Below are 21100 nucleotides of genomic sequence, written 5' to 3' on the forward strand. Positions count from 1 at the left end.
ACCTTCAAACAGCGAAGATCTTGCCCGGGTTCATGATGCCGTTCGGGTCGAACACAGCCTTGACGGCTTTCATGTACTCGATTTCCACCGGCGAACGGCTGTAGGTCAGGTAATCGCGCTTGGTCATGCCCACGCCGTGTTCGGCCGAGATCGAGCCGTTGTATTTCTCGACGGTTTCAAACACCCATTTGTTGACCGTCGCGCACTTGGCAAAGAACTCGTCCTTGCTCAGGTTTTCCGGCTTGAGGATGTTCAGGTGCAGGTTGCCGTCGCCGATGTGGCCGAACCAGACGATTTCGAAGTCCGGGTAGTGTTTGCCGACGATCGCGTCGATTTCCTTCAGGAATGCCGGAACTTTCGACACAGTGACCGAAATGTCGTTCTTGTACGGAGTCCAGTGAGAAATGGTCTCGGAGATGTACTCGCGCAGTTTCCACAGGTTTTGCAGTTGGGATTCGCTCTGGCTCATCACGCCATCGAGCACCCAGCCCTGTTCAACGCAGTGTTCGAAGGTTTCCAGGGCGTGGTTGGCCACTTCCTCGGTGGTCGCTTCGAATTCCAGCAGCGCGTAGAACGGGCACTCGGACTCGAACGGCGCCGGCACGTCGCCACGAGCGAGGACCTTGGCCAGGGCCTTGTCGGAGAAAAACTCGAAGGCGGTCAGGTCCAGCTTGCTCTGGAAGGCGTGCAGCACCGGCATGATCGAATCGAAATCGGTGGTGCCGAGGACCATCGCAGTGAGGTTTTTCGGCGCGCGATCCAGGCGCATGGTCGCTTCGACCACAAAACCCAGGGTACCTTCGGCGCCGATGAACAGCTGGCGCATGTCGTAGCCGGTGGCGTTCTTGATCAGGTCGCGATTCAACTCCAGCAGGTCGCCCTTGCCGGTGACCACTTTCATGCCCGCCACCCAGTTGCGGGTCATGCCGTAGCGAATGACCTTGATCCCGCCGGCATTGGTGCCGATATTGCCACCAATCTGACTGGAACCGGCCGAGGCGAAGTCCACCGGGTAATACAGGCCCTTTTCTTCAGCCACGTTCTGCAGATGCTCGGTGACCACGCCTGGCTGGCACACCACGGTGCGATCAGTCAGGTTCACATCGAGGATCTGGTTCATGTAGTCGAACGAAACCACCACTTCGCCATTGGCGGCCACCGCAGCAGCCGACAGCCCGGTACGTCCGCCGGACGGCACCAGGGCAACCTTGTGCTGGTTGGCCCAGCGCACGATGGCCTGGACCTGCTCGGTGGTCTTGGGGAACACGATAGCCGTCGGGGCCGGGGCGAAATGCTTGGTCCAATCCTTACCGTAAGCATTCAGGGAGTCGGCGTCGGTCAACACCTTGCCAGGCTCAACCAGGGTCTTCAGCTCATCAATCAGGGCAGGATTGGTCATCGAAAGAACTCTCGAACAATTCATGGTCATCCTGAGAACGCTTCACGTCGCAGGAATGAGTGTTTAGCGGGGTGCATATGCTAGCATACCGACCCCGCAGGGTAGTGCCCAAAGGCTGTTCTGCGGTGACGGCGTTCCTGCCGTTCGGGTCAGCTCTGGGCTGCTCCCCTCCCTGCCATTTTTCTCCGGGATACAGGTTTACGCAGATGAGCAAGACTTCTCTCGATAAGAGCAAGATCAAGTTCCTTCTTCTCGAAGGCGTCCACCAATCGGCTGTCGACGTTCTCAAGTCGGCTGGCTACACCAGCATCGAGTACCTCACCGGTTCTCTGCCGGAAGCCCAGTTGAAGGAAAAGATCGCTGATGCGCACTTCATCGGCATTCGCTCACGCACTCAACTGACCGAAGAGATCTTCGATCACGCGAAGAAGCTGGTCGCCGTCGGCTGTTTCTGCATCGGCACCAACCAGGTGGATTTGAACGCTGCCCGCGAACGCGGTATCGCCGTGTTCAACGCGCCGTACTCCAACACCCGCTCCGTTGCCGAGCTGGTGCTGGCCGAAGCGATCCTGCTGCTGCGCGGCATCCCGGAGAAGAACGCCTCCTGCCACCGTGGCGGTTGGATCAAGAGTGCGGCCAACTCCTTCGAAATCCGGGGCAAGAAGCTGGGTATCGTCGGCTACGGTTCGATCGGCACTCAACTGTCGGTGCTGGCTGAAGGCCTCGGCATGCAGGTTTACTTCTACGACACCGTGACCAAGCTGCCACTGGGTAACGCCACCCAGGTCGGCAACCTGCACGAGCTGTTGGGCATGTCCGACATCGTCACCCTGCACGTTCCGGAAACCGCTGCGACCCAGTGGATGATCGGCGAGAAGGAAATCCGCGCCATCAAGAAGGGCGGCATCCTGATCAACGCCGCACGCGGCACCGTGGTCGAACTGGACCACCTGGCCGCAGCGATCAAGGACAAGCACCTGATCGGCGCCGCCATCGACGTATTCCCGGTGGAGCCACGCTCCAACGACGAAGAGTTCGAAAGCCCGCTGCGTGGCCTGGACAACGTGATCCTGACCCCGCACATCGGCGGCTCCACCGCTGAAGCGCAAGCCAACATCGGCCTGGAAGTGGCCGAGAAGCTGGTCAAGTACAGCGACAACGGTACGTCGGTGTCCTCGGTCAACTTCCCGGAAGTGGCCCTGCCGGCTCACCCTGGCAAGCACCGCCTGCTGCACATCCACGAGAACATCCCGGGTGTGATGAGCGAGATCAACAAGGTCTTCGCCGAAAACGGCATCAACATTTCCGGTCAGTTCCTGCAGACCAACGAGAAAGTCGGCTACGTCGTGATCGACGTCGACGCCGAGTACTCGGACCTGGCGCAGGAGAAGCTGCAACACATCAACGGCACCATTCGTTGCCGCGTGTTGTTCTAACGCTCAAGCGTCAATAAGAAGGGAGCCCCGCGGGGCTCCCTTTTTTATGCCTGGACGGATTACTTCACCGTCACAGTGATTTTTTCCGAAATGATCGGTGGCTCGAAGGCCATGTGATTCTTGTCGCCCAACTCCAGCTGCAAGGTGTGTGTGCCGGGAGTCAGGGTCAGTTCGGTTTCGGTCTGGGCCTTGCCGAAATGCACGTGCTGGGCGTCGGCCGGAATCACCTGGCCTGCGGCGATCGGGCCGGTGTCGATCAGCAAATGGTGGTGGCCGGTGTTTTTGGTGGCATCGCCCGCCGGAGCCAGCGCTACGCCTTCAATGCCGAACTTGACCTTGAAGGTCTTGTCCACGGTGGCGCCATTTTCCGGGGTGACGATAAACGCCTTGGCCCCAGCCGGGGCGGGGGTCGCAGCGCTGGCCATCATAGAAGCACCGAGTAACAGACTGGCCAAAACAGCACGTGACATAAAGGTTTTCATTCTTTTCTCCAGTTTTACGCTTAATCTTTATGAGTGTGACAACTTCGTGGCGATTCGTTGTCGAAGGACCTCAACACCATAGCAAAGCGCGCCGCAGCAGCGCGCCGCACATAACGAATTCAAGGAGTGACCATGCGCTTTTTGCCTGGCCTGATACTGTTGCTGCCCCTTGTGAGCCCATTGGCTCATGCTGAACTGATTGACGATGTAAACGACCGTGGCGAACTGCGCATTGCGCTGGAAGCCGACACCCCGCCGTTCAACTTCAAGGATGACGGCCGGCTTACCGGCTTCGAAGTCGAGCTCGGCCAACTGCTGGCCAGGGAACTGGATGTACGCGCCGACTTCGTGGTGACCGATTCCACGGACCTGTTGCCAGGCGTCGAGAGCGGCAAGTACGACATCGCCATCAATCACATAGCACTGACCCCGGAACTCAAGGATCGTTTCGATTTCAGCGAACCTTACAGCTATTCCAGTGCACAACTGATCGTGCGCCAGGAAGAACAACGTCCACTTGGCTCCCTCCTGGCCCTCAACGGCAAGGCCCTGGGCGTGGCGCAAGGCAGCCAGTTCGTCGACCAGGCCCGCAGCGTCGAAGGCATCGACCTGCACAGCTACCCCGACGCGCAGCAGCCCCTCAAGGACGTGGCCGACAAACAGCTCGACGCCGCCATCAGCGATCGCCTGCTGATCCCCTATGCCATCCGCGACAGCCGGCTGCCGGTCAAGGAAGGCGCCAAGGTCGGCCCGACCCTGAGCCTGGCGATACCCTTCCAGAAGGGCAACCCGGCCTTCCAGGCCAGCCTCGACCAGGCCCTGCAACGGATCAAGAAAGATGGGCGCCTGATGGCGCTGTCGGAAAAATGGTTCGGCATGGACGCGACCCAGCCGCCAAAACCTTAATTGTCGATGGGTCCTTGTGGGAGCAAGCAGACGGAACGCCGCCCGGCGCGCTCCCACAGCAAATCTGCACAGCCCGTCAGGCAAGGCCAGCCAGCGCAGCCGCAGCTTCAGCCAGTTGCAGTTCGCTGAACACCTGCACCCCATGCCGGGCCAGCAGGGCTGCGGTGACGCCTTCACCGCTGACCTTGACCCCGCTGAAGGTCCCGTCATACGTCAGCAGATTGCCGCAGGACGGGCTGTTGGCCTTGAGCACGGCGATCCGGATGGCGTGCTGCTGCACCAGCGCCAGGGCCTGCTGTGCACCTGACAGGAACTCGGCGCTGACATCCTCGCCTTCAGTGGTGATCACCCGAGCGTGACCGTCCAGCACCTGCGCACCCTGACCGCCGGGAATCTCCGCCGCCGCCCGTGGCGTGGGCAAGCCACCGGCGACTTCCGGGCACAACGCGACCACCCGCCCTTCGGCGATCCACTGCTGCAATTGATCGAACGGGCCGCTGGCCCCACCGTCGTAACGTACGCGGTGGCCGAGCAGGCAGCGGCTGACCAGGATTTTCTGCATCATCAGAACAACTCGTTACCGCGACGACGAAACCAGCCGGTCAATGACAGGCGATCGCGGGTCGCGGGCAGGACTTCGTGGGGCACTTCACCCGACAGGAATACCACCAGGCAACCACCGATGGGTACCACATCGTGCTCCATGCCCTCCTCCAGGTACATGCGCAACTGACCGCCATGCTCCGGCAGCCAAGCGTCGTTGAGGTAGATCACCGCCGAAACCATGCGCCGGTCATCGTCGCGAAAGCGGTCGACATGCTTGAGGTAGAACGCCCCAGGTGGGTACAGCGCGAAATGGCTTTCGAAATCCTCAAGGCCCAGGTACAGGCCGCGATTCATGGCTTCGCGCAGGCTGTCCATCAAGCCCAGGTAAAGGTCGCACGCCTCGACCTGGCCCGGTTCCAGCCACTGGATGTGATCGCCACGGATACCCTCGCGAATCTCCGAAAACGGCCCGCGCCCGACGGCCGCCGGCGCCAGTTCACCTTCGGCCGCACGTTTACGGCACTCAGCCGCCAGTGCTCCGGTCAGAACCTGAGGCAGGAAAATGGGCTGCTGCGACCAGCCGCGCACAGCGAGGTCGTCCACGATACGTAACAGCAGCGGGTGATCGGAGGGTATTTGCATGGCGCGCATAGTATTCCTGCGCCAGCAAATCCGACAGCACCACATAGCGGAGGATCGTCGGATAAGCTGATGAACATGATACGAATTCTCGACAACCTGTGTCTGGCCCCGGAGAATAGTCGCCTGCCGACAGGAGTCCTTATGCGCCGTTTGCTTTTTTCACTGTTGATGCTCTGCACTTTCCCCTCCTGGGCAGACGGCCACGACCAGTTGTACAAGGTCGCCGGTTGGCCCGACCAGCGCGCGCATTTTAGCGATGCCCTCAGCGCCGCCCAGCAACGCTACCAAAGCAGCTTGCCGCCGGCGGTGTTCCAGGCGCTGGTCAATAACAGCAATCAGCGTTTTGCGCCGCAGGCCATGGATCGTCGGGCCGAAGCGCAATTGCGCAAGAACCTCGCCGACCCCAAGCCCGCGCTGGGGTTTTTCCAATCGCCGCTGGGTCGCAAGATCATTGCCGCCGAACTGCTGGCGACCCGGCGCGACCAACTGGCGAAGAACGCCAAGGGCCTGCCGAAAATCGAAGCCAGCGACACCCGTCAGTTGATCATTGGTCATCTGGCCCGTGCACTGCCGGCCCGTGAAGCCGGTGCCGAGGTCAGCCTGGCGATCGCCGGCGTGGCGGCGGACAGCCTGAGCCAGATGATTCCCGGCCTGCTCGGCGGCGGTCAGGCCCAGAGCATGTTGAACGGCCAGCGCCAGCGCCTGATGGAACAGATCGGCAGCGACCTGAACAACACCCTGCTGTATGTCTATCGCGACCTATCGGACGCGGAACTGGAAGAGTTCGCCAGCTTTGCCGAATCGGCCGAAGGCCAGGCGTATTACCAGGCAGCACTGGCCGCGATCCGCGCAGGCCTGGCCGTAGGCCAAAGCACCTCGAACCTGAATCAGTAAAGGTCGATGCCGGCAGGGGCGTTACGGATTACGCCCCTTGATCCGCTTGGTCAGAAACCCGAAGTACTCCTGGCGCAACGCCAGGGTTTCATTGGCCAGATGATGCCGAGCCTCGGGCAGCTTCAACACCTGGGGCCGATCGAACTTGCCCGCCAACACTTCAAGGTTGTGCTGCCAATCCACCGTCATGTCCGCCTGGCCTTGAATGATCAGCGGCCGCCGGTGGCTGCGTGGGGCCGCTTCGATACGCTTGATCCAGCGGGCTAGCGCGCCGACCCAGGCGGTCGGCAGACGCAGCGGTTGCAGCGGGTCGGCTTGCAGGAACGGCAGGAACGCCGGGTCGTTGGAGTTTTCACTGAAGCGCCGGGCGATGCCTTTGACGAAGGGCTTGAGCAGGTAGTAACTCAGGTGCGACCAACCCCAGGCACGCGGCCGCACCAGCGGCGACAGCAGCACCACCTGGCCCTGCGCCGGGCTGTCTTGTCCCTGGTTGAGCACATGATCGATCACGATCGCCCCGCCGGTACTCTGCCCACACAGGTGCCACGGCTGCGGCAAATCGATGGATTGCGCCTCGACGAACAGCCCCTGCAGGGTGTCCTGGTACTCGGCAAAATCGCGGATGCTCGCGCGCTCGCCGCTGGACAGGCCATGCCCCGGCAGGTCGCAGGCAATCACCGCAAACCCCTGGTCCAGCGCCCACTCGATCACATGCCGATAGAGCCCGGTGTGGTCGTAGAAACCGTGAAACAGAAACAGCGTCGCCTTGGCCTGCTCGGGCCACCAGAACTGACTGACCAGCTCATAACCATCGACCTCGAACCGCCCCAGCCTGGTACGCAGGGTACGGCCCGCAAAGTCCAGGCCGTAGAACAGCTGATAGGCCCGGCCCTCCTCCGACAACGGCTGCGCGCAGGCCAGGGCTTGCAGGCTGGCGCGCAAATGATCGGCATTGAAGGTGGCAGGCATATCGGGATTCCAGCGCGAAACGGACTTTATGGGCCTGCGATATTCTTCTGTCGCGGCAAGCATGGCAAGCTACGCGACCTTCGAGGAAGCTTTCCCATGCGCCCGCACGCCCGCACGACACTGCTTGCCACCCTGCTCGCCCTGCTATGCGCCGGCGTCCTGTGGGCGGCCTATGACTGGTTCCAGGGACGCTACCTGCGGGCCTTCAGTTCGCACACGGCGGTGTTTTCCGGTGACCCCTTGCGCCTTCCCGAGCACCTGGCCGGCCCCGGGGCGATTCGCGTGGTGCACTTCTGGGACCCGGCCTGCCCCTGCAACGTCGGTAATCAACAGCACCTCGCCGAACTGCTCGAGCACTACGGGCCACAAGGCGTGCAGTTCTATGCGGTGCAAAAGCCCGGCAGCCAGGGCCAACTGCCCAGCACCTTGAGCAACCTCAAACCCCTCGAACTCCTCCCAGGCTCCGAGCAAGTCCCCGCCAGCCCCGCCGTAGCGATCTGGGACCGCGGCGGCAAACTGGCGTACTTCGGCCCCTACAGCGAAGGCCTGACCTGCAACTCCAGCAACAGCTTTATCGAGCCGATCCTGCAGGCCCTGAGCGACGATCGTCCAGTGAATGCCATCAACACTTTGGCGGTGGGTTGTTACTGTCCTTGGGCCAGTGACGCACCCTAGGGCATTCCGGACTTTTCAAAGTAGTGGCTGCCCGGCGCGCCAGCTCTGTGCTACATGTTGACCGCCCCGACAGGCGGTACCCTGACAAGAACAAGGAGTCACCATGAAACGCGCCCTGAGCTCACTGGCCCTGGTACTCGTGCTGCTGGCCGCCGCAGCCGGCTGGTATGTGTACAGCAAACAACCATCGCGTCAGGGTCAGGTGCAGTTGCAGCACCTGGAGGGCTCCGTGACCGTGCGCTACGACGAACGTGGCATCCCGCACTTGCGTGCCGGCAACGAGATCGACCTGTATCGCGCCCTGGGTTATGTCCAGGCCCAGGACCGGCTGTTCCAGATGGAAATCATGCGGCGCCTGTCCCGGGGTGAGTTGGCCGAGGTGCTCGGGCCCAAGCTGCTGGATACCGACAAACTGTTCCGCAGCCTGCGCATTCGCGAGCGTGCCGAGACTTATGTGGCCGCGCTGGATAAGGAATCTGCGGCGTGGAAGGCCCTGCAGGCCTATCTGGACGGGATCAACCAGTATCAGGACACGCACGCCGCGCCCGTGGAGTTCGATGTGCTGGGCATCGCCAAGCGGCCGTTCACCGCCCAGGACAGTATCAGCGTCGCCGGCTACATGGCCTACAGCTTTGCCGCGGCCTTTCGCACCGAGCCCCTGCTGACCTACGTGCGCGATCAGTTGGGCAACGACTACCTGAATATCTTCGACCTCGACTGGCAGCCCAAAGGCGTGCTGGCCCAGCAACACAGCAGCGCGCCGGCCCTCAGCAGCGCTGACTGGCAAGACCTCAACGCCATTGCCCGCCTCAGCCAGCAGGCACTGGCCGAGCACGGCCTGCCGCAATTCGAGGGCAGCAATGCCTGGGTAGTTGCCGGCAGTCGCACCAAGAGCGGCAAACCGCTGTTGGCCGGCGACCCGCACATTCGCTTCGCGACGCCTTCGGTGTGGTACGAAGCGCAGCTGTCGGCCCCTGGTTTCGAACTCTATGGGCACCACCAGGCGCTGGTGCCGTTTGCCTTCCTTGGCCACAACCTGGACTTCGGCTGGAGCCTGACGATGTTCCAGAACGACGACCTCGACCTGATCGCCGAGAAGGTCAATCCGGACAACGCCAACCAGGTCTGGTACCGCGGCAAGTGGGTCGACCTGATCAACAGCGAGCAACAGATTGCCGTCAAGGGCCAGGCCCCCGTAACCCTGACCCTGCGGCAATCGCCCCACGGCCCGATCATCAACGATGTCCTGGGCGCCAGCGCCGGCAAGACCCCAATCGCGATGTGGTGGGCGTTCCTCGATACCCAGAACCCGATCCTCGAAGGTTTTTACCAACTCAACCGCGCCGACACCCTGGCCAAGGCCCGAGCCGCGTCCGCCAAGGTCCAGGCTCCTGGGTTGAACATCGTCTGGGCCAATGCCAAGGGGGATATCGGCTGGTGGGCAGCCGCGCAACTGCCCAAGCGTCCGGCAGGGGTCAAGCCAGGCTTCATTCTCGACGGCAGCAGCAACCAGGCAGACAAGGACGGCTTCTACCCGTTCAGTGCCAACCCGCAGGAAGAGAACCCGGCCCGTGGCTACATCGTCTCCGCCAACTTCCAGCCATTGTCACCGACCGGCATGGAGATTCCCGGCTACTACAACCTGGCCGATCGCGGTCAACAGCTCAACCTGCAACTGAGCGACAAGAACCTCAAGTGGGACCTGGACAACACCCAGGAGCTGCAACTGGGCACCACGACCGCCTACGGTCAACGCCTGCTGGCGCCGTTGCTGCCGGTATTGCGCGAGGTGGTCAGCGACCCGCAGGAACGCCAGTGGCTGGATCAACTGAACGCCTGGCAAGGTGATTACCCGCTGGAGTCGACTAGCGCCACGCTGTTCAATCAGTTCCTGTTCAACCTGGCCGACGGGGCGCTGCACGATGAACTGGGCGATAGTTTTTTCGACACTCTGCTCACGACCCGGGTGATCGATGCCGCCCTGCCCAGGCTTGCGGCCAACCCCGATTCCCCTTGGTGGGACAACCGCGACACCCTGGGTCAGGAAACCCGTGCCGACGTGGTCAAGGCCGCGTGGCACGCCAGTATCGCCCACCTGAAAACCACCCTCGGCGCAGACGCCACGCAGTGGCAATGGGGCAAGGCCCACACCCTCACCCACGGCCATCCGCTGGGCACGCAGAAACCCCTGGAGCGGATTTTTAACGTCGGCCCGTTCGAAGCCCCGGGCAGTCACGAGGTGCCGAACAACCTCTCGGCGAAAATCGGCCCGGCGCCTTGGACCGTGACCTATGGCCCGTCGACCCGACGCATCATCGATTTCGCCGACCCGGCCCACGGCCTGACCATCAACCCGATCGGCCAGAGCGGCGTGCCGTTCGATGCGCACTATCAAGACCAGGCCGAGGCGTACATCGAGGGTGTCTACCACCAGGCGCATTTCAGCGAGGAAGAAGTGACTGCCAATACTCGCAGCACCTTGAAGCTATTGCCGGCGCGTTGACGCTGCAGGCGCACGGCGGGCAGGCGCAGCCTCTCAAAGCACCGACGAAAAGTTCAGCCGGAACTGCAGCGGCGTCACGCCCAGGCGTCGATTGAACACGCTGCGCATGTGCTGGGCATCGCGAAATCCACACTGGTAAGCGACGGTCTTGAGTGCGGCCCGCGAGCTTTCCAGCATCACCCGGGCGGCGTCCACCCGCGCCTGCTCCACGAACTCGGCCGGGGTCACCCCGGCTTCTCGGGTGAACACCCGGGAGAAATTGCGCGCACTCATGTTCGCCGCCACTGCCAGGTCGACAATGGCCAGGTCGCCCGTAAGGTTCGCCATCACGTAATGCTGGACCCGCGCCACCGGCGAGATTTCCTCGGCATAGGGCGTGAGGAACGGGCTGAACTGCGACTGCCCGCCCGCGCGCTGGGTAAACACCACCAGGCGTTTGGCCACGCTCAAGGCCACCTGCGGACCGTGGTCCCTGGCCAGCAGGTACAGCGACAGGTCGATCCCGGCCGTGACCCCGGCCGAAGTGAACAGCTCGCCGTCCTCGACATACAGCCGGTCGGCCTCGACGCGGGTAGTCGGGCACAGTGCCGCCAACGCCGCGGCATCGCCCCAATGGGTGGTGACCGTCCTGCCGTCGAGCAATCCCGCGCGGGCCAGCAGGAAGGCGCCGTTGCAGATCGAGCCAAAGCGCCGGGCCCGGGCGCTGGCACCGCGCAGCCAATGGTCGAACGCCGGACCAAAATCGACAAAGGGCAATTGCGGCCCACCGGCCACCAGCAGCAAATCGTAGGCCTGCAGCGCCGCGCTGAAGTGCTGGTGAGCCTGCAGGGTCAGGCCGTTGGAACATGGCAGCAGACCCTGTTCGACGCCGATCACCTGTAACTGGTAATGCTCCTCGGGCTCGAGAAAGCGGTTGGCCTCGGAAAACACATCCATGGGGCCGGTCACGTCCAGCGCCTGGACGCCGGAGAACACCACGATGGCAACGGTTTTACTCATGGCAAAATTCGCCTTCCAGGTATTGAAATGAAAATCGGCCATCACACGATCTGTAGCAGCTACAGGCATGCGTAGAACCTGGATTCAAACTTAGCCAATCCAGGCCCAACAAGCGAGGCTGGCGCGATATGCATGCTCATTGGCCGGGATTGCAGCCATGGATCGATTGTCCGGTTTCAGGGGGGCGAACAGACTGGTGACCTCAGCGCCGCCATGGCGCTCACCATGAGGAAACTCCCATGAGCACCACCATTGCCGGCATCAAGATTCCTGACAGCGCATTGGCCAAAGCCACCACCGAGTACATCCGCGACATCGAGTCCGACCTGCTGTACCACCACTCACGCCGGGTATTCCTGTTCGGTGCCTTGAGCGGCGAACGCCAGCAGTTGGCCTACGATCCGCAGTTGCTGTACGTCGGCGCGATGTTCCATGACCTCGGCCTGGTGGCTGGGTATCGCAGTGACGATGAGCGCTTTGAAGTCGACGGCGCCAACGCCGCAGCGGCCTTTCTCAAACCCTATGGCTTGAGCGATGACGACATCGAGCAGGTCTGGCTGTCGATCGCCCTGCACACCACCCCCGGCGTACCCAAACACCTGCGCCCGACCGTCGCACTGGTGACCGCCGGAGTCGAGATGGACGTGCTGGGCCTGGACTACGCGGTCTTTACCAGCACGCAGCGCAGCGCGGTGGTGCATGCCCACCCACGGGGTGAAGGGTTCAAGGAGTGCATCATCTGCGCCTTTGCCGACGGCTTGCGCCATCGTCCTCAGACGACCTTCGGCAACGTCAAGACGGATGTGCTGGTGGATCAGGAGCCGGGGTTCCAGCCGATGAACTTCGTCCAGGTCATCCGCCAATCCCCTTGGGTCTCGTAAACAACGGTGGGTGTATGCGGGATCCGTGAGCAGCAAAAACTACTGAGGGTGTGCAGGAAATGTGAGCACCAAAAACCACTGTGGGAGCGGGCTTGCCCGCGATGGTCGTCAACGATGACGCGCCAAGCCAGGCTTAGCGCGGTGTCCTGACGTCCTTCGCGAGCAGGCTCGCTCCCACAGGGTTGATGGGTGTATGCGGGGTAGAGGGTTGACCACAGGATTGTGGTCAACCCTCCCGACTCAAGCCGCTTCCGGCGCCTGGGCCCGACGTGCGTCCGGCTGTTTCCAGGAGTCGGCAGCACTTTCTTCGATGGCCTGCTGGATCGCCCGCTTGCGGTTTTCTTCGGCGCGGCGGCTGAAGAACCAGACCAGGAACGTGACGATCGACACCGCCAACAGGATCAGGCTGGCCACGGCGTTGATCTCCGGTTTGACCCCCAGGCGCACCGCCGAGAACACTTCCATCGGCAGGGTGGTGGAACCCGGGCCCGAGACGAAGCTGGCCAATACCAGGTCGTCCAGCGACAGGGCAAACGACATCATGCCGCCCGCTGCCAGCGAAGGCGCAATCATCGGGATGGTGATCAGGAAGAACACCTTCCATGGCCGCGCGCCCAGGTCCATGGCTGCCTCTTCGATCGACAGGTCCAGCTCACGCAGGCGTGCCGACACCACCACCGCCACATAGGCGGCACAGAACGTGGTGTGGGCGATCCAGATGGTGACGATGCCCCGCTCCTGGGGCCAGCCAATCATCTGCGCCATGGCCACGAACAGCAGCAACAGCGACAGACCGGTGATCACTTCCGGCATCACCAACGGCGCGGTGACCAGGCCGCCGAACAGCGTACGGCCCTTGAAGTGGGTGATCCGGGTCAGCACGAACGCCGCCAGGGTCCCCAGCGCCACCGCGGCAATCGCGGTGTAGCAGGCGATTTCCAGCGAGCGCACCACTGAGCCCATCAGTTGGCTGTTATCCAGCAGGCCGACGTACCACTTGATCGACCAGCCGCCCCACACCGTCACCAGTTTCGAGGCGTTGAACGAGTAGATCACCAGGATCAGCATCGGCAGGTAGATGAACAACAGACCCACTACCAGCATCAGGCTGGAGAAACGGAAGCGCTTCATTCTTTACCCTCCATTTCCTTGGCCTGACTACGGTTGAACAGGATGATCGGCACAATCAGGATCGCCAGCATCACCACCGCCAGCGCGGACGCCACCGGCCAGTCACGGTTATTGAAGAACTCTTGCCAGAGCACTTTACCGATCATCAGGGTTTCCGGACCGCCCAGCAGTTCCGGGATCACGAACTCACCCACCACCGGGATGAACACCAGCATGCAGCCGGCGATGATGCCGTTCTTCGACAGCGGGATGGTGATTTTCCAGAAGCTGTTGAAGGTGCTCGAACCCAGGTCGGACGCGGCTTCCAACAGGCTGGTGTCGTGTTTTACCAGGTTGGCATAGAGCGGCAGGATCATGAACGGCAGGTAGGAATAGACCACGCCGATATAGACCGCCAGGTTGGTGTTGAGGATCTGCAGCGGCTCATCGATAAAGCCCATGCTCATCAGGAAGCCGTTGAGCAGGCCGTTGTTGCTGAGGATGCCCATCCACGCATACACGCGGATCAGGATCGCGGTCCAGGTCGGCATCATGATCAGCAGTACCAGGACGGTCTGCATTTCCTTGCGCGCACTGGCGATGGCGTAGGCCATCGGGTAGCCGATCAACAGGCACAAAATGGTGCTGATCAGCGCCATCTTCAACGAACCGAGGTAAGCGGCAATGTACAGCTCATCCTCGCTGAGCATCGCGTAGTTGCCCAGGTTGAGCAGCACCTGCAGCTTCTGCTCAACGAAGCTGTAGATCTCGGTGTACGGCGGAATGGCCACGTCTGCTTCGGCGAAGCTGATCTTCAACACGATGAAGAACGGCAACATGAAGAACAGGAACAGCCACAGGAAAGGAACGCCGATGACCAACTGGCGGCCACCGGGAATTATTCGACTGAGTCGACGCTTGAGTTTTCGCATGTTCATGAGCGCAGTACCACGCCGCTGTCGTCTTCCCACCAGACGTAGACCTGGTCACCCCAGGTCGGACGCTGGCCCCGGCGCTCGGCGTTGGCCACGAACGATTGCACCAGCTTGCCGCTCGGCAATTCGACGTAGAACACCGAGTGCCCGCCCAGGTAGGCGATGTCGTGGACCTTGCCGCTCGACCAGTTGTGCTCGCAGGTTGGCATATCGGCAGTGACCAGCAGTTTTTCCGGACGAATCGCGTAGGTCACCGACTTGTCTTGCACCGAGGTGCTGATGCCGTGGCCGACGTAGATGTTGCGGTCCAGGTCCTTGCAGGTAATCAGTGCATGGCCCTCGGCGTCGTCCACCACTTCACCTTCGAAGATGTTGACGTTGCCGATGAATTCGCAGACCAGGCGGCTGGTCGGGGTTTCGTAGATGTCGATCGGGCTGCCGATCTGGGCAATCCAGCCCAGGTGCATGATCGCGATGCGCTCGGCCATGGTCATGGCCTCTTCCTGATCGTGGGTCACCATGACGCAGGTCACGCCGACGCGCTCGATGATCTCCACCAACTCCAGTTGCATCTGCGAACGCAGTTTTTTGTCGAGGGCGCCCATCGGTTCGTCGAGCAGCAGCAGTTTCGGCCGCTTGGCCAGGGAGCGGGCCAAGGCGACACGCTGGCGCTGGCCACCGGAGAGCTGGTGCGGCTTGCGCTTGGCGTACTGGCTCATCTGCACCAGCTTGAGCATCTCGGCCACCCGGGCGTCGACTTCGGCGGCCGGGATCTTGTCCTGCTTGAGGCCGAAGGCGATGTTCTGTGCCACGGTCATGTGCGGGAACAGCGCGTAGGACTGGAACATCATGTTGATCGGCCGCTCGTACGGCGGCATATCGGTGATGTCCACGCCGTCGAGGAAAATCCGCCCCTCGGTCGGACGCTCGAAACCGGCGAGCATGCGCAGCAAGGTCGATTTGCCCGAACCCGAACCGCCGAGCAAGGCGAAGATTTCGCCTTTCTTGATTTCCAGGGACACATCGTCCACGGCAATCGTCTCGTCGAACTTCTTCGTGACCCGGTCGATTTTGACCAGCACCTGTTTAGGTGTCTGGTCGCCCTCGAGGGCTTTCTTGTAGGCGCCGGAGGCAACTGCCATTTACGAAACTCCCAACAAAAAGAGTGCGGTTCGCCCAATACGGGCGAACCCTTGGATAGTTTGAGCCTTTGTCACTATTTACCCGACTTGACCTTGGTCCAGCTGCGGGTCATCAAACGTTGAATGTTCGGTGGCAGCTCGATCGACACGTAGGTCTTGTCGAGGACCGCCTGGGGCGGATACACCGACTCGTCTTCGCGGATCGACTGTTCCATCAATTTGTCCGACCCCGGGTTCGGGTTGGCATAGCCCACGTAATCGCTGACCTGGGCAATCACCTCAGGCTTGAGCAAGTAGTTGATGAAGGCATGGGCTTCTTTGACGTTGGACGAATCCTTGGGAATCGCCAGCATGTCGAACCACAGGGCACCGCCCTCTTTCGGGATCGAGTAGGCGATGTTCACGCCTTTGCCGGCCTCTGCAGCCCGGGCCCTGGCCTGGAACATGTCGCCAGAGAACCCGATGGCCACGCAGATGTCGCCGTTGGCCAGGTCCGCGATGTATTTGGAGGAGTGGAAGTACGTCACGTAAGGCCGCACCGCGAGCAACTTGGCTTCGGCCTTCTTGTAATCGGCAGGGTTGGTGCTATTGGCATCCAGGCCCATGTAGTTGAGGACCGTGGGCATCATTTCATCGGCGGAGTCGAGGAACGCAACGCCACAGCTTTGCAGTTTCTTGATGTTTTGGGGCTCGAATACCGCTGCCCAGGAATCGATCTTGTCGACCCCCAGTACCGCCTTGATCTTGTCGACGTTGTAACCGATGCCGTTGGTACCCCACAGGTACGGCACGGCGTACAAGTTGCCCGGGTCGTTCTGTTCCAGGCGCTTGAGCAGCACCGGGTCGAGGTTGGCGTAGTTGGGCAGTTGCGACTTGTCGAGCTTCTGGAAAGCCCCGGCCTTGATCTGCTTGCCCAGGAAGTGGTTGGACGGCACAACCACGTCATAACCTGTGCGGCCGGCCAGCAACTTGCCTTCCAGGGTTTCGTTGGAATCAAACACGTCATACACCGGCTTGATGCCCGTGGCTTTTTCGAAGTCCGCCAGGGTCGATTCGCCGATGTAGTCCGACCAGTTATAAATATGCACGGTGGGGGCGGCTTGCACACTGACTGCGAGTGTCAGACCGGCGCCAATCAGCATGGTTTTACGAAACAAAGAAATAGGCAAGTGGAGGTCCTCTGAAATAGTTGGGCCCAAGTTGCCCAGCGTTACATGACAGCCATGGCTGCCTGGCAACAAAACCGGCGCGCAACTTACCCTCGATAAACCGATCCAGCAAAACTTTTATGCAGATACACCTGTGGGAGCGAGCCTGCTCGCGATGGTCGTCAACGATAACGATGGGTTCCTGACACCCCGCGGCGCTCTCAGGTTCATCGCGAGCAAACCGCAAGCGGGCACCCGCTCCTACAAGGGTTCTACTTGTTATTTACCCGATTTGATCTTGGTCCAGCTGCGGGTCATGATCCGCTGGGTCGCAGCCGGCAAATCGGCAATCGCGTACAGCTTGGCCAGGACGTCCGCCGGTGGATAAACACCCGGGTCGCCGGTGATGTCTTTATCGACCAGTGGGGTTGCAGCGGCGTTACCGTTCGGGAAGCGTACGGCGTTGGTAATCTCGGCCATGATTTCCGGCTTCTGCAGGAAGGTCATGAACTTGTAGGCGCCTTCGACGTTCTCGGCATCTTTAGGGATGGCGACCATGTCGTAGAAGCTGCCTGCACCTTCTTTGGGAATGTTGTAGCTGACCTTGACCTTGTCACCGGCTTCACTGGCGCGGGTCTTGGCCTGGTAGATGTCGCCCGAGTAACCGATAGCCACGCAGATGTTGCCGTTGGCCAGGTCGGAAATGTACTTGGAGGAGTGAAAGTAACCGATCGAAGGACGCACTTTGAGGAACAGCGCTTCAGCTTCGGCCAGTTGTTTTTTATCCTGGCTGTCGGTTGGGTAGCCCAGGTAATGCAGTGCCACCGGAATCATCTCGGTTGGCGAATCCAGGACGCTGATCCCGCATGCTTTGAGCTTGGCGGCGTTTTCCGGCTTGAAGATCAAGTCCCAGGAGTTGGTCGGTGCGTCGTCACCCAGTGCAGCCTTGACCTTCTCGGCGTTAAAGCCGATGCCGATCGAGCCCCACATGTACGGGAAGGCGTGCTCGTTACCCGGGTCGCTGACCGAAACGGCCTTGAGCAAGTCGGTATTGAGGTTTTTCCAGTTCGGCAGCTTGGACTTGTCCAACTTCTGGTAGACACCGGCCTTGATTTGCTTGGCCAGGAAGTTGTTCGACGGCACGACGATGTCGTAGCCGGATTTGCCTGCCAGCAACTTGGCTTCCAGGGTTTCGTTACTGTCGAAGACGTCGTAGACAACCTTGATGCCCGACTCCGCCTCGAACTTCTTGACGGTGTCCGGCGCAATGTAGTCGGACCAGTTGTAAACGTGCAGTACTTTGTCATCTGCCTGAACCGCGCCCGCCATCACGCCCATCAGGGACATGGCAAGGAGTGTCTTGCCTGCGAGCTTTTTACCGAGTGCCTTCATGCGTAATGCTCCAAATTTTTCTTTTTTGAACCACCTGTTCCGCGCCGAACCCGGGCGACTGGAACCGTGGCTAGTCTGGCAACATCCATGGCGGTCTTTCAAGGAAAGGCCAAGCTTTCTGACCGCTCTGAGCGAAAGTTCATACAACTCCCGCTCAGAGCCTAGCACTTAGCCCTGCAACACACTCAGGGTCAGGTCCAGGCACTTGCGTGCCTTGGCCACCAGTTCATCGATTTCTGCCGGTGTGATCACCAGCGGCGGAGCGATGATCATGGTGTCGCCCACTGCGCGCATGATCAGCCCGTTGTCGAAGCAGAACTGCCGGCAGATCATGCCCACACCCTTGCCTTCGTAACGTTTGCGCGTGGCCTTGTCCTGAACCAGTTCGATTGCCCCCAACAGCCCTACTCCGCGAACTTCGCCCACCAAAGGGTGGTCGTTCAGCTCACGCAGACGCTTTTGCAAATACGGTGCCGTTTCTGCGTGGACGCGCTCGATAATTTTTTCGTCGCGCATGATGCGGATGTTTTCCAGGGCCACTGCTGCTGCCACCGGGTGACCGGAGTAGGTAAAGCCGTGGTTGAAATCACCGCCCTCGTTGAGTACCTCGACCACGCTGTCACGCACGATCAGGCCACCCATAGGGATGTAGCCTGAGGTCAGGCCCTTGGCGATGGTCATCATGTCGGGCTTGAGGTCGTAGAAATCGGAACCGAACCACTCACCGGTGCGGCCGAAACCACAAATCACCTCATCGGCGACGAACAGGATGTCGTACTTGGCGAGGATTTCCTTGATGCGCGGCCAGTAGCTTTCAGGCGGCACGATCACACCGCCGGCGCCCTGGATCGGCTCGGCAATAAAGGCGCCGACGTTGTCGACACCGACTTCGAGAATCTTTTCTTCCAACTGGTTGGCAGCCCAGATCCCGAATTCTTCCGGGGTCATGTCGCCACCTTCACCGAACCAGTAGGGTTGCGGAATGTGCACGATGCCCGGGATCGGCAAGTCGCCCTGTTCGTGCATATAGGTCATGCCGCCCAGGCTGGCGCCGGCCACGGTCGAACCGTGGTAGCCGTTTTTGCGGCTGATGATGACTTTCTTGTTCGGCTGGCCCTTGATCGCCCAGTAGTGGCGAACCATACGCAGCATGGTGTCGTTGCCTTCGGAGCCGGAACCGGTGAAGAACACGTGGTTCATGCCTTGCGGGGCAATGTCGGCAATCGCCTTGGCCAGTTCCAGCACCGGTGGGTGAGCGGTCTGGAAGAACAGGTTGTAGTACGGCAGCTCGCGCATCTGTTTGCTGGCGGCGTCCGCCAGTTCGTCGCGACCGTAGCCGATGGCCACGCACCACAGGCCGGCCATGCCGTCGAGGATCTTGTTGCCTTCGCTGTCCCACAGGTAAACGCCCTTGGCGCTGGTGATGATGCGCGGGCCTTTTTCCTTGAGCTGCTTGAAGTCACTGAACGGCGCCAGGTGATGGTCGTTGCTCAGGCTTTGCCATTCACGGGTTTGCGGGTTGTTGCTAGTCATAAAGCGCTCCTTCCTAGTGAGGTGAGGGTGCGGCTGGTGGGCCGCACCCGGCGTGTCAGACGGCGAATAGCAGGAATTCCCGTTCCCACGAACTGATCACGCGCTTGAAGTTTTCATGCTCGGCCCGCTTGACCGCGACGTAGCCAGTGATGAAGTTGTGACCCAGGTATTTCTCGATGGTCTTGCTGTTTTCCATACGCTCCAGGGCGTCTTCGATGGTCAACGGCAGACGCAGGTTGCGTCGCTCGTAACCACGTCCAACTACCGGGGCGCTTGGGTTGAGGCCTTCGACCATGCCGATGTAGCCGCACAACAGGCTCGCGGCAATCGCCAGGTACGGGTTGGCGTCGGCGCCCGGCAGGCGGTTTTCCACCCGACGGTTCTGTGGCCCCGCATCCGGAACCCGCAGGCCCACGGTGCGGTTCTCTTCGCCCCATTCCACGTTGACCGGTGCCGAGGTGTCCGGCAGGAAGCGGCGGAACGAGTTGACGTTGGGGGCGAACAGCGGCAGCAGTTCAGGGATGAACTTCTGCAGGCCACCAATGTGATTGAGGAACAGCTGGCTCATGGTCCCGTCTTCATTGGAGAAGACGTTCTTGCCAGTCTCGATGTCGATGATGCTCTGGTGCAGGTGCATGGCGCTGCCCGGCTCGCCCGTCATCGGCTTGGCCATGAACGTCGCGGCCACGTCGTGCTTGAGCGCGGCTTCGCGCATGGTGCGCTTGAACACCAGGATCTGGTCGGCCAGGGACAGTGCGTCACCGTGACGGAAGTTGATTTCCATCTGCGCCGTGCCGTCCTCGTGGATCAGCGTGTCCAGGTCCAGCTCCTGCAGTTCGCACCAGTCGTAGACGTCTTCGAACAACGGGTCGAATTCGTTGGCGGCTTCAATGGAGAACGACTGGCGACCGATCTCCGGACGCCCGGAACGGCCGATCGGCGGTTGCAGCGGATAGTCCGGGTCGTCGCTGCGCTTGGTCAGGTAAAACTCCATTTCCGGCGCCACGATCGGCTGCCAGCCCTTGTCGGCATAGAGCTTGAGAACCTTCTTGAGCACGTTGCGCGGCGACAGCTCGATCGGGTTGCCCTGCTTGTCGTAGGTGTCGTGGATCACCTGGGCGGTCGGCTCGATGGCCCAGGGCACGAGGAACACTGCGTTCTGGTCGGGACGGCAGATCATGTCGATGTCGGCCGGGTCGAGCAGCTCGTAATAGATGTCGTCTTCGACATAGTCGCCCGTCACTGTTTGCAGCAGCACACTCTCGGGCAGGCGCATGCCTTTTTCGGCAATGAACTTGTTGGTCGGCGAAATCTTGCCGCGGGTGATCCCGGTCAAGTCGGCGATCATGCATTCGACTTCTGTGATCTTGTGGTCTTTCAACCAATCGGTGAGCTGGTCGAGGTTGTTACTCATAAATGCCTCTGGGCTGAGTGTCCTGACTTCATTAAGAGTCAGGCGATGTTTGACGCATCCGCGTCGCGTTGTCGTGTCTGGGCCATGGCCAAGC

Annotated in this window: 19 protein-coding genes; 6 read left to right on the top strand and 13 right to left on the bottom strand. The window is 61.0% G+C overall.

From position 1 onward, the window contains the following. Nucleotides 1-4 precede the first annotated feature (4 nt). Nucleotides 5-1399, bottom strand: coding sequence for an FAD-binding oxidoreductase (locus PspS04_RS26125; RefSeq protein WP_095164653.1), 1395 nt, complete (start codon nt 1397-1399; stop codon nt 5-7). Nucleotides 1400-1605: 206 nt separating this feature from the next. On the opposite strand from PspS04_RS26125, the gene serA reads away from it, so the two are divergent. Continuing rightward, nucleotides 1606-2835, top strand: coding sequence for a phosphoglycerate dehydrogenase (gene serA, locus PspS04_RS26130; protein WP_095164654.1), 1230 nt, complete (start codon nt 1606-1608; stop codon nt 2833-2835). A gap of 59 nt (nt 2836-2894) precedes the next feature. Here serA and PspS04_RS26135 read toward each other — a convergent pair whose 3' ends face one another. Continuing rightward, a complete protein-coding gene (locus PspS04_RS26135) occupies nt 2895-3317 on the bottom strand; it encodes a DUF4399 domain-containing protein (protein ID WP_095164655.1) in 423 nt (140 codons plus the stop codon). Between the two features lie 132 nt (nt 3318-3449). Here PspS04_RS26135 and PspS04_RS26140 point away from each other — a divergent pair, with 132 nt between their 5' ends. Further along, nucleotides 3450-4223 (top strand): transporter substrate-binding domain-containing protein, encoded by a 774-nt coding sequence (locus tag PspS04_RS26140; RefSeq protein WP_095164661.1) that lies wholly within the window; start codon nt 3450-3452, stop codon nt 4221-4223. 76 nt (nt 4224-4299) lie between these two features. Here the strand turns inward: PspS04_RS26140 and PspS04_RS26145 are convergent, their stop codons facing one another. Next, nucleotides 4300-4785 carry a DUF523 domain-containing protein gene (locus PspS04_RS26145; RefSeq protein ID WP_095165192.1) on the bottom strand — a complete coding sequence of 162 codons (486 nt, stop codon included), beginning with the start codon at nt 4783-4785 and terminating at the stop codon, nt 4300-4302. A 2-nt stretch (nt 4786-4787) separates the two neighbouring features. Beyond that, nucleotides 4788-5420, bottom strand: a complete 633-nt coding sequence (locus tag PspS04_RS26150; protein WP_162530217.1) for a 2OG-Fe(II) oxygenase — start codon at nt 5418-5420, stop codon at nt 4788-4790. A gap of 132 nt (nt 5421-5552) precedes the next feature. Between PspS04_RS26150 and PspS04_RS26155 the strand changes: the two genes are divergently transcribed. Next, the gene (locus PspS04_RS26155; RefSeq protein ID WP_095164665.1) at nt 5553-6305 is read left to right on the top strand and encodes a DUF2059 domain-containing protein; all 753 of its coding nucleotides are present in this window, start codon (nt 5553-5555) and stop codon (nt 6303-6305) included. Between the two features lie 21 nt (nt 6306-6326). Here PspS04_RS26155 and PspS04_RS26160 read toward each other — a convergent pair whose 3' ends face one another. Continuing rightward, nucleotides 6327-7274 carry an alpha/beta hydrolase gene (locus tag PspS04_RS26160; RefSeq protein WP_159998466.1) on the bottom strand — a complete coding sequence of 316 codons (948 nt, stop codon included), beginning with the start codon at nt 7272-7274 and terminating at the stop codon, nt 6327-6329. Nucleotides 7275-7370: 96 nt separating this feature from the next. Between PspS04_RS26160 and PspS04_RS26165 the strand changes: the two genes are divergently transcribed. Together PspS04_RS26165 and PspS04_RS26170 are read left to right on the top strand one after the other, a co-directional pair. Next, nucleotides 7371-7949: a DUF6436 domain-containing protein gene (locus PspS04_RS26165; RefSeq protein ID WP_159998468.1), complete on the top strand. Its 579-nt coding sequence runs from the start codon at nt 7371-7373 to the stop codon at nt 7947-7949. 103 nt (nt 7950-8052) lie between these two features. Continuing rightward, on the top strand, nt 8053-10452 hold the full coding sequence (locus tag PspS04_RS26170) for a penicillin acylase family protein (protein WP_159998470.1): 2400 nt from the start codon (nt 8053-8055) through the stop codon (nt 10450-10452). Between the two features lie 33 nt (nt 10453-10485). Here PspS04_RS26170 and PspS04_RS26175 read toward each other — a convergent pair whose 3' ends face one another. Continuing rightward, on the bottom strand, nt 10486-11451 hold the full coding sequence (locus PspS04_RS26175; protein WP_159998472.1) for a GlxA family transcriptional regulator: 966 nt from the start codon (nt 11449-11451) through the stop codon (nt 10486-10488). A 239-nt stretch (nt 11452-11690) separates the two neighbouring features. Here PspS04_RS26175 and PspS04_RS26180 point away from each other — a divergent pair, with 239 nt between their 5' ends. Continuing rightward, on the top strand, nt 11691-12332 hold the full coding sequence (locus PspS04_RS26180; RefSeq protein ID WP_159998474.1) for an HD domain-containing protein: 642 nt from the start codon (nt 11691-11693) through the stop codon (nt 12330-12332). A gap of 240 nt (nt 12333-12572) precedes the next feature. Here PspS04_RS26180 and PspS04_RS26185 read toward each other — a convergent pair whose 3' ends face one another. The 7 genes from PspS04_RS26185 to PspS04_RS26215 form a co-directional block, all read right to left on the bottom strand. Beyond that, nucleotides 12573-13463, bottom strand: coding sequence for an ABC transporter permease subunit (locus PspS04_RS26185; protein ID WP_095164687.1), 891 nt, complete (start codon nt 13461-13463; stop codon nt 12573-12575). Then, a complete protein-coding gene (locus tag PspS04_RS26190; RefSeq protein ID WP_174244642.1) occupies nt 13460-14341 on the bottom strand; it encodes an ABC transporter permease subunit in 882 nt (293 codons plus the stop codon). Before PspS04_RS26190 ends, PspS04_RS26185 begins: the two co-directional genes overlap by 4 nt. Before the next feature lie 35 nt (nt 14342-14376). Then, complete coding sequence (locus PspS04_RS26195) at nt 14377-15519, bottom strand: ABC transporter ATP-binding protein (protein WP_095164689.1); 1143 nt, start codon at nt 15517-15519, stop codon at nt 14377-14379. 74 nt (nt 15520-15593) lie between these two features. Continuing rightward, nucleotides 15594-16688: a polyamine ABC transporter substrate-binding protein gene (locus tag PspS04_RS26200; RefSeq protein WP_159998476.1), complete on the bottom strand. Its 1095-nt coding sequence runs from the start codon at nt 16686-16688 to the stop codon at nt 15594-15596. Nucleotides 16689-16946: 258 nt separating this feature from the next. Continuing rightward, entirely contained in the window at nt 16947-18059 is a 1113-nt protein-coding gene (locus PspS04_RS26205) for a polyamine ABC transporter substrate-binding protein (protein ID WP_095164692.1), read from the bottom strand. Nucleotides 18060-18227: 168 nt separating this feature from the next. After that, nucleotides 18228-19592, bottom strand: a complete 1365-nt coding sequence (locus tag PspS04_RS26210; protein ID WP_159998479.1) for an aspartate aminotransferase family protein — start codon at nt 19590-19592, stop codon at nt 18228-18230. 55 nt (nt 19593-19647) lie between these two features. After that, nucleotides 19648-21006, bottom strand: a complete 1359-nt coding sequence (locus PspS04_RS26215; RefSeq protein ID WP_095164694.1) for a glutamine synthetase family protein — start codon at nt 21004-21006, stop codon at nt 19648-19650. Nucleotides 21007-21100: the final 94 nt, after the last annotated feature.

Source organism: Pseudomonas sp. S04 (assembly GCF_009834545.1).
Lineage (GTDB): Bacteria > Pseudomonadota > Gammaproteobacteria > Pseudomonadales > Pseudomonadaceae > Aquipseudomonas.